The sequence below is a fragment of the Kitasatospora sp. NPDC085879 genome (genome assembly GCF_040686255.1).
Lineage (GTDB): Bacteria > Actinomycetota > Actinomycetes > Streptomycetales > Streptomycetaceae > Kitasatospora.
This window is the reverse complement of record NZ_JBFBJZ010000056.1, coordinates 16,391-29,265: the sequence shown is the minus strand read 5'-3', so window position 1 is coordinate 29,265 and position 12,875 is coordinate 16,391. Positions and strand designations below refer to the sequence as shown.

The window sequence follows — 12,875 nt, the reverse complement described above, 5'->3', positions numbered from 1 at the left end:
CTTTTGTATCCTGGAGAGACAAACACGTCGTCCCGAGGAGCCAGCTGCATGCCCGTCACGCTCACCGCCCGCGCCCTGCTCCTCGACATGGACGGCACCCTGGTCAACTCGGACGCGGTCGTCGAGCGGTGCTGGCGCCGCTGGGCGGCCCGGCACGGCCTGGACGGCGACGCCGTCATGCACGTCGTGCACGGCCGCCAGGGACACCTGACCATGGCCGTGCTGCTGCCCGACCGGCCCGTCGAGATCAACCTCGCCGAGAACCGGCAGCTGCTCGCCGAGGAGACCGCCGACACCTACGGCGTCGTCCCGATCCCCGGCGCGGCCGCCTTCCTCGCGGCCCTGCGGGGCCGGCCGCACGCCCTCGTCACCTCCGCCGACGAGCCGCTCGCCCGCGCCCGGATGGGCGCCGCCGAGCTGCCGCTGCCGGAGACCCTGATCACCGCCGGCTCGGTCGGCGCCAGCAAGCCCGACCCGGAGGGCTTCCTCAAGGGCGCCGCCGCGCTCGGCTTCGCGCCCGCCGACTGCCTGGCCTTCGAGGACTCCGAGGCCGGCATCACCGCCGCGCTCGCCGCCGGCATGCCGGTGGTCGGCATCGGCCGGCGGGCGCTGCCGCACCCCGCGACCGTGCACGCCGAGGACCTGGAGCAGGTCGCGGTGGCCCCGCAGGCGGACGGCTCGCTGCGGATCACCGTCGGCTGAGGCCGGCCCCACGCCGGGGAAGACGTCGTCACTCTCCCGGCACGTCACCTCCCGCCCCGTCACCGCGCCGTGGACGGCGGCCAGTTCCCCGGGGCGGGCACGGTCCGGCACCGCGGTGATCGGCCTCGCGGCGCCGCCGCCGGCCCTCGGCGGCTCCCGCCGGGTAGGGCCCGCCCTCGCGACGTACCGTGGAGGGAGGCCGGTCGGGGATCGTCGGCTCCCCGCTTCGTGCCCGGGCCGGCCCAGGGGGCCGGCACGGTCAGGAGCTTCTGTCATGGGCACCAAGACGATCGAGGAACTGGCGAGCACCGTTCACGGGAGTGTGGTCGGGCCCGGCGACGAGGAGTACGACGAGGCCCGCAGGGTCTACAACGCGATGATCGACCGAAGGCCGGCCGTGGTGGTGCGCTGCGCCAACGCCGGCGACGTGATGGCGGCGGTCGACCACGCCCGGAGCAGCGGCATGCCGCTGGCCATCCGCGGCGGTTCGCACAGCGTCCCCGGCTACGGCACCTGCGACGGCGGCGTGGTCGCCGACCTCACGGGCATGCGCGGTGTCCGGGTCGACCCCGTCCGCCGCACCGCCCGGGTCGACGGCGGCGCCACCCTCGGCGACCTCAACGCGGCCGCATACGTCTTCGGACTCGCCGTCACCGGCGGGATCGTCTCCACCACCGGCGTCGGCGGCCTCACCCTCGGCGGCGGATTCGGCTACCTCGCCCGCAAGTTGGGGCTGACCTGCGACAACCTGCTGTCCGCGGACGTGGTCACCGCCGACGGCCGGCTGCGGGTCGTCAACGAGAAGGAGGAGCCGGACCTCTTCTGGGCCCTGCGCGGCGGCAGCGGCAACTTCGGCGTCGTCACCTCCTTCGAGTTCGCGCTGAGCCCGGTCAAGGACATATTCGGCGGCCCGATGCTCTTCGAACTGGAGCACGCCGAGGCCATCCTGAAGCGCTACCGCGAGTACATCGAGGAGGCCCCGGAGGAGCTCGGCATCTTCCCCGGATTCCAGATCGCCCCGCCGCTGCCGTTCATCCCGGAGGACCGGCACGGCGACACCTTCGCGATCGTCGTGGCCTGCTGGGCGGGCCCGATGGAGGAGGCCGAGGCGGCGATCCGGCCGCTGCGCGAGATCGCGCCGCGGGTCGCGGAGATGGTCGGCCCGATGCCCTACCCGGCACTCAACAGCGCCTTCGACCCCCTGGTGCCGCCGGGCCTGCAGCACTACTGGAAGGGCGTCTTCTCGACCGAGCTCACCGACGACGCGATCGCCGCCCACCTGGAGCACGGGCCGAAGGTGCCGAGCATGAACTCCACCATGCACATCTACTCGATCAACGGGGCCTGCCACCGCGTGCCCCCGGAGGCGACCGCCTTCGCCCACCGCGAGGCCACCTTCGCCACCGTGATCGCCGGCATGTGGCCCGACCCCGCCGAGAACGAGGCCAACACCGCCTGGGTGCGCGACTACTACGCCGCGGTCGCCCCGCACTCCGAGGCCGGCGGCTACGTCAACTTCATGGCCGACGACGACCAGCACCGCGCCGCCGACAACTACGGCGGCAGCTACGCCCGGCTGGTGGAGGTCAAGCGGGCCTACGACCCCGGCAACCTGTTCCGGGTCAACCACAACATCAAGCCGTAGCGCCCGTCTCAGCCGAAGACCGCGCCGGCGAGCCGCAGGATCACCGGGGTCTCGGCGCCGTCCAGGCCGGTCGGGTTGAGCGAGTACACCACCGTCCGGGAGAGGTCCCGGGTGGCGAACACCCCACTCGTCCAGCCCGGCCGGGAACCGGTCTTGCCCCAGATCTCGACGCCACCGACCGTCGTCCGCTCCAGACCCATGCTCATGCAGGCGCGGCCCGCGGCCGGTCCGGTCTCGCAGTGGCTGCTGTGGTGGGTCGGCACGTCCGGAACGGTGAACAGCGCCTCCTGCTGGGCGGGCGGCAGCAGACGGCCGCGGAACAGCGCGGTGATGAAGCGGTCCAGGTCGGGGGCGCTGGAGATCAGCCCGCCCTCCGCCCACGGCCAGGGGCTCTGCTCGGTCACGTCCGCCCGGCGCACCGTGCCGTCCGGGCCCGGGACGGTCAGCCGCGGGCGGGCGGCCGGGTGCGCCAGCGCCGGGTCGTCCACCGCCGGCACCGAGGTGTCGTGCAGGCCGAGCGGGCGGATGATCCGCCGCTGCACCTCCTGGGCGTAGCCGTGCCCGGTGACCTTCTCGACCAGCAGTCCCGCCACGAAGGTGTTCATGCCGTTGTACTGCTGCGCCGTGCCGGGCGGGAAGGACATCGCCTGGCCGTCCATGGTGGCCACCACGCGCTCCGGCGTCCAGGAATCGAAGCGGTGGTCGACGAACCACGCGGCGGTGCCGTCCCCCCACGGGCCGTCCGCCCCGTTCGGCAGGCCGCTGGTGTGGTTGAGCAGCTGCCCCACGAGGATCGGCGGGAAGGACGCCGGCAGCAGGCCGGGCAGGTAGTGCTGGACGGGGGCGCCGAGGTCGAGGCGGTGCTCGGCGGCGAGCTGGAGGACCACGGTCGCGGTGAAGACCTTGGAGATCGAGCCGATCCGGAACCGCCCGTCCGCGTCCGGCGCCCGCCCGGTGGCCGGGTCGCCGACCCCGCCGACCGCGTCCAGCCGGCCCGCGCGGCCGGACACCCGCACCAGCGCCCCGGACACCTCGGCGGTCGGCAGCCCGGCGAGCACGTCGCGGACGGCCGCCCGGTCCAGCGGCGGCACCCGGTCGGCCTCCCGCACCGCGGCCGCGGGCCCGGGCACGGCGGACGCGGGCCCGGGCACGGCGGACGCGGGCCCGGCCGCCGTCCCGACCGCCAGCGCGGCGAGCACCGCACCGGCGGCGGCAACGGCGGTCCAACGAGTACGGCGCACAACAGCGGTCACGGCGGCATCCCCTGACGTTTCGTCACGATCGGCCGGACTGCCCGGCCCCGCACAGGAGTCTCGCGGGATCCGCCCGCCGAACCATCCGGGACGACCCCCCATCCGTCCCCGATCCCGCACCCGGGACAACCCCGACCCGGGCCGCCCGCCACCTCGGGGCCGCACCGGGCCGCGGACCGCTACGGTGAAACCATGACCGCACTGCCCGACTGGATGCGCCCGCCGCGCGCGGAGGGCTGGTTCGCGGAGGACCTGGACCGCCTCCCCGAGGCACCGCGCCACACCGAGCTGATCGACGGAGCACTCGTCTTCATGATGTCCCCGCAGCGGTCGTGGCACGGCCGCCTCGTCACCGGCCTCACGCTGGCGCTCATGGCCCAGGTGCCGGACGGCGTCGAGGTGGAACGGGAGATGACCATCCGCCTCGACGCCCGCAACCGTCCGGAGCCCGACCTGCTGCTGACCTCGGCCCCGTACGACCCGGACCGCACCTGGTACTCCCCGGAGGACGTGCTGTTCGTCGTCGAGGTCGTCTCACCGGAGTCCGCGCATCGCGACCGGACGGTCAAGCTGCGCAAGTACGCCGAGGCCGGGATCCGGCACCACTGGTGCGTCGAGGACGAGGACGGGGTCCCTGCGGTGCACGTCTACGAGCTCGACGCACCGACGGGCTCGTACGCGCCGGCCGGGATCTTCCGCCGAGCGCTGCGGCTCTCCCTACCGGTCGAGATCGACCTGGACCTGGACGGCCTCGTGCCGGGCCTCTCCGCCTGAGCCGCCGGGGACGGCGGAGGGCCGGGTCCATCGGACCCGGCCCTCCGCCGTGCGCTGTCGCCGCCCGCGCGTCACACGTTGAAGCGGAACTCCACCACGTCGCCGTCCTGCATGACGTAGTCCTTGCCCTCGATGCGGGCCTTGCCCTTGGCGCGGGCCTCGGCGATCGAGCCGGTCTCGACCAGGTCGCCGAAGGAGATGACCTCGGCCTTGATGAAGCCCTTCTGGAAGTCGGTGTGGATGACACCGGCGGCCTCGGGGGCGGTGGCGCCCTTCTTGATCGTCCAGGCCCGGGTCTCCTTGGGGCCGGCGGTCAGGTAGGTCTGCAGGCCGAGGGTCTCGAAGCCGACCCGGGCGAGGGTGGCGAGGCCGGGCTCGTCCTGGCCCATGGACTGGAGCAGCTCCAGGGCCTCGTCGTCGTCGAGCTCGATCAGCTCGGACTCGATCTTGGCGTTGAGGAAGATCGCCTCGGCGGGGGCGACCAGCTCGCGCTGGGCGTTCTTGAAGTCCTCGTCGGCGAGCTCGTCCTCGTCCACGTTGAAGACGTAGAGGAACGGCTTGGCGGTGAGCAGGTGCAGCTCGCGGATCGGGTGGGTGTCGAAGCTCGCCTCGAAGAGGGTCTTGCCGGTCTCGAGGATCGCCTTGGCGGCCTCGGCGGCGGCCAGCACGGCCGCGGTGTCCTTCTTGAGGCGCGCCTCCTTCTGCAGGCGCGGCAGGGCCTTCTCGACCGTCTGCAGGTCGGCGAGGATCAGCTCGGTGTGGATGGTCTCGATGTCGTCCTTGGGCGAGACCTTGCCGTCGACGTGCACCACGTCGGGGTCGGTGAAGGCGCGGACGACCTGGCAGATGGCGTCCGACTCGCGGATGTTGGCGAGGAACTTGTTGCCCAGGCCCTCGCCCTCGCTCGCGCCGCGGACGATGCCGGCGATGTCGACGAAGTCGACGGTGGCCGGGAGGATGCGCTGCGAGCCGAAGATCTCGGCGAGCTTGGCCAGCCGGGTGTCGGGGACGCCGACGACGCCCACGTTGGGCTCGATGGTGGCGAACGGGTAGTTGGCCGCCAGCACGTCGTTCTTGGTCAGGGCGTTGAACAGGGTCGACTTGCCGACGTTCGGCAGGCCGACGATTCCGATCGTGAGCGACATGAAGCGATGTCCCGTGGGCTTGGAGGGCGTGGAGCGGCCGGAGGCGACCGATCCCCCAGTCTACGGGGCGCGCTCAGGCCGTCCGGTCGGGCTCCAGGAACTCCAGCCGGTTGCCGAGCACGTCGACGCTGTGGAAGCGGCGGTACCCGGGGAAGTCGCCGTCCCACCGGACGGGGTGGCCGTGCTCCGCGAGCCGGGCGGCGAGGGCGTCCAGGCCGTCCACCAGGATGCCCGGGTGCGCCCTGGCGGAGGGTGTGAATTCGGGGACCACGCCGAGGTGCACCTCCACGCCCCCGCCGCGGAACCAGCAGCCGCCGCGCGCCGCCAGCACCGGCGGCTTCTCGATCTCGGCCATGCCGAGCACCCCGGCCCAGAACGCCCGGCAGGCCGGCTCCGCCCCGGCCGGCATGTCCAGCTGCACGTGGTGCAGCCGCTCGAAGCCGAATTCCGCCATGACCCCCGCCCCCTGCGTCCGAATGCGAACCGTGTTCGATCACGGGCGACGCTACTCTGGCGCGGACACGCCCGGGCGGGAATTCCTGCATTACACACTGTGGCGATGATCTGACCGTACGTTGGGTGAGTGGAGCAGCAGAGCATCCGTACCCAGCCCCCCGGGCCCCGGCGGCGGCCGTCGGCCGTCGGTACCGACCGGGCCGCCGTTCCGAGCCCCGCCGCGCCCGCCGACTCCCGGTTGCGGTCGGCCTCCGGCGGCGCGCCGGTGCGCCGCCCGCGTCTGCCGTGGGCGGGCCGCGGCCCGGGCCGGACAGGTCGTCCGGCCCGGCTGACGGCGGTGGGCACCGGTGTCGCCGCGGTCGCCGGGACCTTGCTGGTCGCCTGGGTGGACCGGATGCTCTTCGGCGGCCTGGGCGTGCTGTTCGGCCTGGGCTACCTGCTGGTCTGCTTCCAGCTGGCCGTCCGGGTGCGCTACCCGGACCTGCCGGCGGCGCCGATCGCCGGGCCGATCGCGTTCGCGCTGGCGCTGGCGCTGCTGCAGCCCGCGGCCCCGTCCGGGGCGGCCGGACGGGTGGTGGCTCTGGCGAGCGGCCTGGCGGTGCGCGCGGGCTGGCTCTTCACCGGGACGGGCCTGGCGGCCACGATCGTGGCGGCCCGGTTCGTGGCACAGCGCCGGATCCGCCGCACCCGCTAGCCGTCCGGCCCGAACCGGACCGGGCCGGGCCGGACCGGACCGGGCCGGCGCGGACCGAACGGGACGGGCGCTAGCCGGCCTTGGCGGCTGCCATCGCGGCGCCGACGATACCGGCGTCGTTGCGCAGCTCGGCGGGGACGATCTCGGCGTCGCGGTCCCTGAGCAGCGGCAGGAACTTGTCGTGCTTGCGGCTGACCCCGCCGCCGATGATCACCAGTTGCGGCGAGAAGAGCATCTCGACCAGGTCCAGGTACTCGTCGACGCGCGGGGCCCACTCGGCCCAGCTCAGCCCGTGGCGCTCCCGGGCGGCCGAGGAGGCGCGCCGCTCGGCGTCCTTGCCGCGCATCTCCAGGTGGCCGAGCTCGGTGTTGGGGACGAGGGTGCCGTCCACGAAGAGCGCGCTGCCGATGCCGGTGCCGAAGGTGAGCAGCAGGACGGTACCGCCCCGGCCGCGGCCGGCACCGTGGGTGACCTCGGCGACGCCGGCGGCGTCGGCGTCGTTGAGGACGGTGGCGGGCAGGTCGAGGGCCTCGCGGAAGAGCCCCTCGGCGTCCATGCCGATCCAGTCCTTGTCGACGTTGGCGGCGGTGCGGGTGCGGCCGGCGACCACCACGCCGGGGAAGGTGAGGCCGACCGGGCCCTGGTGGCCGAAGTGCCGGACGACCTCGACGACCGCCTCGACCACCGCGTTCGGCGAGGACGGCCGCGGGGTGAGGACCTTGAACCGCTCCTCGGCGAGGCGGCCGTCCGCCAGGTCGACCGGTGCGCCCTTGATCCCCGAGCCGCCGATGTCCACGCCGAATACCGTCGTCATCCCGCCGTGCCTCCTGTGTGCGTACCGTTTCCGAGCGCGGCCCGGGGTTGTCCACAGCCTGTGCACAACCACGGCCTGCGCACCAACCTACGGGCGCGGGGTCTGCCCCGCCCGCCGTGCCGTCCGCTCTGGTACCCGGTGGCGGGCAGCACGAAGCCCGGGCGCCCGCGGTGTGCGGGGCCCGGGCTCGGCGGGGTCGGTCAGAGCTTGCCGGCGGCCTCGGAGCGCAGGTCGCGGCGGAGCTCCTTGGGCAGCGAGAACTGCAGGTGCTCCTCGGCGGTCTTGACGGTCTCGACGTCGGCGTAGCCGCGCGCGGCGAGGAATTCCAGGACGCCGTCGACGAGGATCTCGGGCACCGAGGCACCGCTGGTCAGGCCGACGGTGGTGACGCCCTCCAGCCAGGCCTCGTCGATCTCCTCGGCGAAGTCGACCAGGTGCGCGGCCTTGGCGCCGTACTCCAGGCCGACCTCGACCAGGCGGACGGAGTTGGAGGAGTTCTTGGAGCCGACCACGATCAGCAGGTCGGCCTCGGGCGCGAGCTGCTTCACCGCGACCTGGCGGTTCTGCGTCGCGTAGCAGATGTCGTCGCTGGGCGGGCTGACCAGCAGCGGGAAGCGCTTCTGCAGCTCGCCGACGGTGGCCATGGTCTCGTCCACCGAGAGGGTGGTCTGGGAGAGCCAGACGACCTTGGACTCGTCGCGGACCTGCACGCCCGCGACGTCCTCGGCGCCGTCCACCAGGTGGATGCGGTCCGGGGCCTCGCCCATGGTGCCGATGACCTCCTCGTGGCCCTCGTGGCCGACGAGCAGGATGTCGTAGTCCTCCTCGGCGAAGCGCACGGCCTCCTTGTGCACCTTGGTCACCAGGGGGCAGGTGGCGTCGATCGTGGCGAGCTTGCCGGCCTTGGCCTCGTCGTGGACGGACGGCGCGACGCCGTGCGCCGAGAAGACCACGATCGAGCCCTCGGGCACCTCCTCCGTCTCATCGACGAAGATGGCGCCCTTCTTCTCGAGGGTCTGCACGACGTACTTGTTGTGGACGATCTGCTTGCGGACGTAGATCGGGGCCCCGTACTGCTCCAGGGCCTTCTCCACGGCGATGACGGCGCGGTCGACACCCGCGCAGTAGCCCCGGGGGGCGGCGAGCAGGACGCGGCGCTGTGCAGTGGTGGACATGGCTCCATCGTACGGGCGCCCCGCCGCCGCGCCCGACGCGCAGGGGCCCGAGGCGCGCCACCGGGCGGAAGGGACGGGCCGCGACGTCACCGTGCGGCGCTAGCCTCGTGGGCATGGCGAACAGCAGCTCCCCCGAGGCGCCCGTCCCGGTCGGCAAGGTGTCGGCGATGATCGGCGGTTGGATCGACCGGCTGGGCGAGGTCTGGGTGGAGGGGCAGATCGCGCAGCTGAACCGGCGGCCGGGCGCGGGAATGGTGTTCCTGACGCTGCGCGACGCCGAGCGGGACGTGTCGCTCACCGTGACCTGCTTCCGTTCGGTCTTCGAACAGGTGGCCGAGGCCGTGCAGGAGGGCTCGCGGATCATCGTCCACGCCAGGCCGGAGTGGTACACCGCCCGCGGCACGCTCTCGCTACGGGCCTCGGAGATCCGGCTGGTGGGCCTGGGCGAGCTGCTGGCCCGGCTGGAGCAGCTGAAGCGGAAGCTGGGCGCGGAGGGGCTGTTCGACCCGGAGCGCAAGCGGCCGCTGCCGTTCCTGCCGCAGTGCGTGGGCCTGGTGACGGGCCGCGGCTCGGCGGCCGAGCGGGACGTGCTGGAGAACGCCCGGCGGCGCTGGCCGGCCGTCCGGTTCGAGGTGCGCAACGTGCTGGTGCAGGGCCCGAGCGCGGCGGCGCAGGTCGCGGCGGCCGTGCGGGAGCTGGACGAGCACCCGGACGTGGACGTCATCGTGGTGGCCCGTGGCGGCGGCAGCGTGGAGGACCTGCTGCCGTTCTCCTCCGAGGACCTGGTGCGCACGGTGGCGGCGGCCCGGACGCCGGTGGTCAGCGCGATCGGGCACGAGCCGGACCAGCCGCTGCTGGACTGGGTGGCCGACTTCCGGGCGTCGACGCCGACCGACGCGGCGAAGCGGGTGGTGCCGGACGTCGGCGAGGAGCTCGCCCGGGTGCGCCAGCTGCGCGACCGTGCCCGGCGGTCCGTGGTGGGCCGGGTCGAGCGGGAGCTGCACGGGCTGGAGGGGGTGCGCAGCCGTCCGGTGCTGGCGGCGCCGCACCGCCTGGTGGCGGACCGGGCGGCGGAGGTGACGGCGCTGGTGGAGCGGTCGCGGCGGGTGCTGGGGCACCGGCTGGACCACGCGCAGACGGACCTCGGGCATGCGCTCGCCCGGGTGGTGTCGCTCTCCCCGCTGGCGACCCTGCAGCGCGGCTACGCGGTGCTGCAGCGGGCGGACGGGGCGGTGGTGACGGACCCGGAGCAGGTGTCGGCCGGCGAGGAGCTGCACGCCCGGGTGGCGGGCGGCGGCTTCGGGGTGACGGTCGCGCCGGAGTGAGTGCCCGGGTGGGCGCCGGCCTCACTCGGCCGGGGCGCGGACCTGCGGGGGCCTCAGGTGCGGGGGTGTCAGGTAGGGCGGCCGCGCGTGCGGCGGCGGGCTCATGCTCTCCTGCACCAGGGCGTTCCACTCCCGGCTGAGGTCGGCGAGTTCGGCCTGGGCCCGGTCGGCCGCCTCGTGGGCGTGCCGCAGTTCGCGGTGGACGGCCTCCAGCAGGCGCAGCAGGGCGTCGGCGCCCAGCTGCCGGCCGTCGGCGAACGGCGGTCCGGCGACGGTCGGCGCGACCGTCTGCGCGATCGTCGGCGCCGCGGGCGGCCGGACGGCCGGCGGCCGCACGGCGGGTGGCGGTATCTCGGGCGGCGCGGCGGGCGGCAGGGCCTGGGCGGCCGCGCGGGCGGCGACGAGCTCGGCCTGGCGGGCCGTTCTGGCCTCGGTCTCGCGCAGGAAGCGCCTGGTCCTGGCGAGCGCGAACTCGGTGGTGAAGAGGGCTGCCACGGCCAGGCAGCCGAGGAACGGGATCCAGCGGGTGTCGTAGGTGCCGGCGACGATCAGGGCTGTTCCGCCGACCGCGCCCACTGCTCTGAGCGCGTCGGCCGCCACCGGAGAGAATCTCGGCATTTCTGGCCTCACCTCTGCATGTGCACTGCCCCTCCCCCGCGGTTCTCGTCCGGCGGAAAAGAACCGCGCTCGCTTTCCTGCTGCAGGCTGATCGCCTGGGCGATGGAGGCGAGAAGGAATTTCCGGATCATGGGGTGGGTGACACCCCAGGCGTCCAACGCTCCCTCAGGGGTGATGGGTGAGCGTACTCCCTGGGAGAGATCGTTTGCGGATTCCTCGGAAATCACTCCGCCGCGCACCAGCAGCTCGTGCAGGTCGAGGTGGACGACCTGCGCGATTCTCTGGAATTGGGAGGGGCGGGGAAGGGTCTCCCCGCGCAGCATGCGTCCGACCGCGGAGGCGCTCATACCGGTGTCCCGCGCCAGGGCGAGCCGGCCTCCGGCGCCGGGGGTGAGGTCGTATCCCGCACGCCGGGCGGCCTCGTGGACGACGGCACCGAATCGTTGGGCGGGAGTGGTCTCCGCGGCGGTGTCCTCTGTCGGCTGCATGGCGCGCAAGGTTAGCGCGTGTCATGTCCCAGATGCATCGACTTGCATGCGTGCAATCCAGTGACGATCAGTCAGGTCTTGCCAAATCGGGGCTGCGACGCGATGAACTGACGGAATTTCGGAAACGCTTGCACGCATGCATGCCCCCTCGTATCGTTGCGACACCTGCTCTCCGGGAGGTCCGGTATGGATGGGACGCTGCGTGGAACGCCGCGTGGAACACCGCACCTGATCGAGGCCGCCAAGGCCGGCGACCGGGACGCCTGGGCGGAGTTGTACCGCCGTTATCGGGGGCCGGTGCTGGCCTTCCTGACGCGGCGCACCGGGAATCGCGCACTCGCCGAGGACCTGACCCAGGACACGTTCGTCCGCGCAATGGCGTGCATTGACGGCTACCGCTGGACGGGCAAGGACATGGGCGCGTGGATATTCACCATCGCCCGGAACATCATGTTCGACCACGACAAACGGCGGGCCACCCGCAGCGAGTCGACGGTGGCCGCGGTCGCGGATTCCGACGCGGGAATCTGCGTCGAGGACCTCGTCCTGTCCCTCGTCGAGGCGGAGCGCGTTTTCGCCGCCCTCGCCACATTGACCGAGCACCAGCGGACGGCGCTCACCCTGCGCTACTGGGACGACCTCAGTTCGCGGGAGGTGGCGGACGCGATCGGCATCCGGGTGGGCGCCGTGAAGACCCTCACCTACCGGGCCCGCAGCAGCCTGCGCCGCACCCTCGCGACGGCGGCCGCGGAGCGCTGCGCCGCGGCGGACCGCTGCACGTCCGGCGAACGCCGCCCGGTGTCCGCCCGCCGGCCGCTCAGTCCACGATGAGGCGCTGCCGGGAGAGCGGCCGGGCGTGCTCGCCGAAGCCGAGGCTCCGGTAGAGCTCCTCGCCGTCGTCGGTGGCGTGCAGGTCGATCCGGGTCACCCGGCGCGCGTCGAACCAGCCGATGAGCGCCTCGGTGCAGGCCCGGGCGTAGCCGCGGCGGCGCCGGCCGGGGTCGGTGCAGATGTTGAAGACGAAGCCGAACCGCCCGTCCGGGTGGCCGGGCGCCGGCAGCCGCTCCTCCAGGGTGCCGACCGCGCAGGCCGCCAGCCGGCCCGCGCACTCCGGGTCGTCCACCACGTAGGCCTGCAGGGTGCGCCGGTCGGCCGGGGCGGCGAGGCGCTCGCGGAGCAGCCGCTTGGCGGTCCGCCGCCACGGCCCGTCGGGGCCGGGGTCGCCGGGCTCCTCGGGGCCGCCGCCGGGCCGGGCGGCCATCGCCGCGAACATCAGCGCGCGCAGCCGGACGAGTTCGGGGGCGTCCTCCACCACGGCCTCGCGCACAGCGATCAGCCGGTTCGTCGTCATGGCCCGGGACGCTAACCGGACCGGGCCCCGGGGCACACCGGGTTTTGTCGTCCGCAGCGCCTACGCTGGCGGCATGGCAGATCAGCAGCAGGGCGGCCCGGCGACGGCGGGCGCGGGGCAGGCGGTCCGGGGCGCGGCCGGCGACGACGAGGCGCTCGGGTACGAGCAGGCCAGGGACGCGCTGCTGGAGGTCGTCCGGCAGCTGGAGACCGGCGGCACCTCGCTGGAGGAGTCGCTGGCGCTGTGGGAGCGCGGCGAGCAGTTGGCCAAGGTCTGCCAGCGCTGGTTGGACGGCGCGCGGGCCCGGCTGGACGCGGCGCTGGCCTCCGAGGAGTCCGCCGCCGGCGAATGACCCGGGGCGCCGGCCGGGCCGGGGCCCGGGGTGACGGGTGCCGCACCGAGGAGCTGTGACGTGGCTCACGCACGGTTGCGGAA

Annotated in this window: 15 protein-coding genes; 7 read left to right on the top strand and 8 right to left on the bottom strand. The window is 73.8% G+C overall.

The window, feature by feature from the left end:
* Positions 1-48: 48 nt before the first annotated feature.
* On the top strand, positions 49-702 hold the full coding sequence (locus AB0P35_RS31620; RefSeq protein ID WP_363517682.1) for an HAD-IA family hydrolase: 654 nt from the start codon (positions 49-51) through the stop codon (positions 700-702).
* A 274-nt stretch (positions 703-976) separates the two neighbouring features.
* Positions 977-2,347, top strand: a complete 1,371-nt coding sequence (locus AB0P35_RS31615; protein WP_363517680.1) for an FAD-binding oxidoreductase — start codon at positions 977-979, stop codon at positions 2,345-2,347.
* 8 nt (positions 2,348-2,355) lie between these two features.
* Here AB0P35_RS31615 and AB0P35_RS31610 read toward each other — a convergent pair whose 3' ends face one another.
* Positions 2,356-3,600 carry a serine hydrolase domain-containing protein gene (locus AB0P35_RS31610; RefSeq protein ID WP_363517677.1) on the bottom strand — a complete coding sequence of 415 codons (1,245 nt, stop codon included), beginning with the start codon at positions 3,598-3,600 and terminating at the stop codon, positions 2,356-2,358.
* 192 nt (positions 3,601-3,792) lie between these two features.
* Here AB0P35_RS31610 and AB0P35_RS31605 point away from each other — a divergent pair, with 192 nt between their 5' ends.
* A complete protein-coding gene (locus AB0P35_RS31605; protein ID WP_363517674.1) occupies positions 3,793-4,374 on the top strand; it encodes a Uma2 family endonuclease in 582 nt (193 codons plus the stop codon).
* Positions 4,375-4,445: 71 nt separating this feature from the next.
* Here the strand turns inward: AB0P35_RS31605 and ychF are convergent, their stop codons facing one another.
* Both ychF and AB0P35_RS31595 read right to left on the bottom strand, forming a co-directional pair.
* Entirely contained in the window at positions 4,446-5,519 is a 1,074-nt protein-coding gene (ychF, locus tag AB0P35_RS31600) for a redox-regulated ATPase YchF (protein ID WP_095873342.1), read from the bottom strand.
* A gap of 73 nt (positions 5,520-5,592) precedes the next feature.
* Positions 5,593-5,973, bottom strand: a complete 381-nt coding sequence (locus tag AB0P35_RS31595; protein ID WP_363517673.1) for a glyoxalase — start codon at positions 5,971-5,973, stop codon at positions 5,593-5,595.
* Positions 5,974-6,102: 129 nt separating this feature from the next.
* On the opposite strand from AB0P35_RS31595, the gene AB0P35_RS31590 reads away from it, so the two are divergent.
* Positions 6,103-6,669, top strand: coding sequence for a DUF6542 domain-containing protein (locus tag AB0P35_RS31590; RefSeq protein WP_363517672.1), 567 nt, complete (start codon positions 6,103-6,105; stop codon positions 6,667-6,669).
* A 70-nt stretch (positions 6,670-6,739) separates the two neighbouring features.
* Here AB0P35_RS31590 and ppgK read toward each other — a convergent pair whose 3' ends face one another.
* Positions 6,740-7,483 carry a polyphosphate--glucose phosphotransferase gene (gene ppgK / locus AB0P35_RS31585; RefSeq protein ID WP_363517671.1) on the bottom strand — a complete coding sequence of 248 codons (744 nt, stop codon included), beginning with the start codon at positions 7,481-7,483 and terminating at the stop codon, positions 6,740-6,742.
* A 200-nt stretch (positions 7,484-7,683) separates the two neighbouring features.
* Complete coding sequence (locus AB0P35_RS31580; protein WP_363517670.1) at positions 7,684-8,658, bottom strand: 4-hydroxy-3-methylbut-2-enyl diphosphate reductase; 975 nt, start codon at positions 8,656-8,658, stop codon at positions 7,684-7,686.
* Between the two features lie 113 nt (positions 8,659-8,771).
* Between AB0P35_RS31580 and xseA the strand changes: the two genes are divergently transcribed.
* Entirely contained in the window at positions 8,772-9,983 is a 1,212-nt protein-coding gene (gene xseA / locus AB0P35_RS31575) for an exodeoxyribonuclease VII large subunit (RefSeq protein WP_363517668.1), read from the top strand.
* Positions 9,984-10,004: 21 nt separating this feature from the next.
* Here the strand turns inward: xseA and AB0P35_RS31570 are convergent, their stop codons facing one another.
* Both AB0P35_RS31570 and AB0P35_RS31565 read right to left on the bottom strand, forming a co-directional pair.
* Complete coding sequence (locus AB0P35_RS31570; protein ID WP_363517666.1) at positions 10,005-10,601, bottom strand: hypothetical protein; 597 nt, start codon at positions 10,599-10,601, stop codon at positions 10,005-10,007.
* 8 nt (positions 10,602-10,609) lie between these two features.
* Complete coding sequence (locus AB0P35_RS31565) at positions 10,610-11,089, bottom strand: helix-turn-helix transcriptional regulator (protein ID WP_363517664.1); 480 nt, start codon at positions 11,087-11,089, stop codon at positions 10,610-10,612.
* A gap of 186 nt (positions 11,090-11,275) precedes the next feature.
* Here AB0P35_RS31565 and AB0P35_RS31560 point away from each other — a divergent pair, with 186 nt between their 5' ends.
* Complete coding sequence (locus tag AB0P35_RS31560; protein WP_363517662.1) at positions 11,276-11,920, top strand: sigma-70 family RNA polymerase sigma factor; 645 nt, start codon at positions 11,276-11,278, stop codon at positions 11,918-11,920.
* Here AB0P35_RS31560 and AB0P35_RS31555 read toward each other — a convergent pair.
* Entirely contained in the window at positions 11,907-12,440 is a 534-nt protein-coding gene (locus AB0P35_RS31555; protein WP_363517660.1) for a GNAT family N-acetyltransferase, read from the bottom strand. The genes AB0P35_RS31560 and AB0P35_RS31555 overlap by 14 nt on opposite strands.
* A 73-nt stretch (positions 12,441-12,513) precedes the next feature.
* Here AB0P35_RS31555 and AB0P35_RS31550 point away from each other — a divergent pair, with 73 nt between their 5' ends.
* Complete coding sequence (locus tag AB0P35_RS31550) at positions 12,514-12,792, top strand: exodeoxyribonuclease VII small subunit (protein WP_363517658.1); 279 nt, start codon at positions 12,514-12,516, stop codon at positions 12,790-12,792.
* The last annotated feature ends 83 nt before the right edge of the window (positions 12,793-12,875 follow it).

What these genes read in the sequence shown, in the direction of transcription:
- ychF (WP_095873342.1), bottom strand. Translation starts at nt 5,519, where the DNA reads ATGTCGCTCACGATCGGAATCGTCGGCCTGCCGAACGTCGGCAAGTCG.
- AB0P35_RS31580 (WP_363517670.1), bottom strand. Translation starts at nt 8,658, where the DNA reads ATGTCCACCACTGCACAGCGCCGCGTCCTGCTCGCCGCCCCCCGGGGC.
- AB0P35_RS31570 (WP_363517666.1), bottom strand. Translation starts at nt 10,601, where the DNA reads ATGCCGAGATTCTCTCCGGTGGCGGCCGACGCGCTCAGAGCAGTGGGC.
- AB0P35_RS31595 (WP_363517673.1), bottom strand. Translation starts at nt 5,973, where the DNA reads ATGGCGGAATTCGGCTTCGAGCGGCTGCACCACGTGCAGCTGGACATG.
- AB0P35_RS31555 (WP_363517660.1), bottom strand. Translation starts at nt 12,440, where the DNA reads ATGACGACGAACCGGCTGATCGCTGTGCGCGAGGCCGTGGTGGAGGAC.
- AB0P35_RS31615 (WP_363517680.1), top strand. Translation starts at nt 977, where the DNA reads ATGGGCACCAAGACGATCGAGGAACTGGCGAGCACCGTTCACGGGAGT.
- xseA (WP_363517668.1), top strand. Translation starts at nt 8,772, where the DNA reads ATGGCGAACAGCAGCTCCCCCGAGGCGCCCGTCCCGGTCGGCAAGGTG.
- ppgK (WP_363517671.1), bottom strand. Translation starts at nt 7,483, where the DNA reads ATGACGACGGTATTCGGCGTGGACATCGGCGGCTCGGGGATCAAGGGC.
- AB0P35_RS31550 (WP_363517658.1), top strand. Translation starts at nt 12,514, where the DNA reads ATGGCAGATCAGCAGCAGGGCGGCCCGGCGACGGCGGGCGCGGGGCAG.
- AB0P35_RS31565 (WP_363517664.1), bottom strand. Translation starts at nt 11,089, where the DNA reads ATGCAGCCGACAGAGGACACCGCCGCGGAGACCACTCCCGCCCAACGA.
- AB0P35_RS31620 (WP_363517682.1), top strand. Translation starts at nt 49, where the DNA reads ATGCCCGTCACGCTCACCGCCCGCGCCCTGCTCCTCGACATGGACGGC.
- AB0P35_RS31560 (WP_363517662.1), top strand. Translation starts at nt 11,276, where the DNA reads ATGGATGGGACGCTGCGTGGAACGCCGCGTGGAACACCGCACCTGATC.
- AB0P35_RS31605 (WP_363517674.1), top strand. Translation starts at nt 3,793, where the DNA reads ATGACCGCACTGCCCGACTGGATGCGCCCGCCGCGCGCGGAGGGCTGG.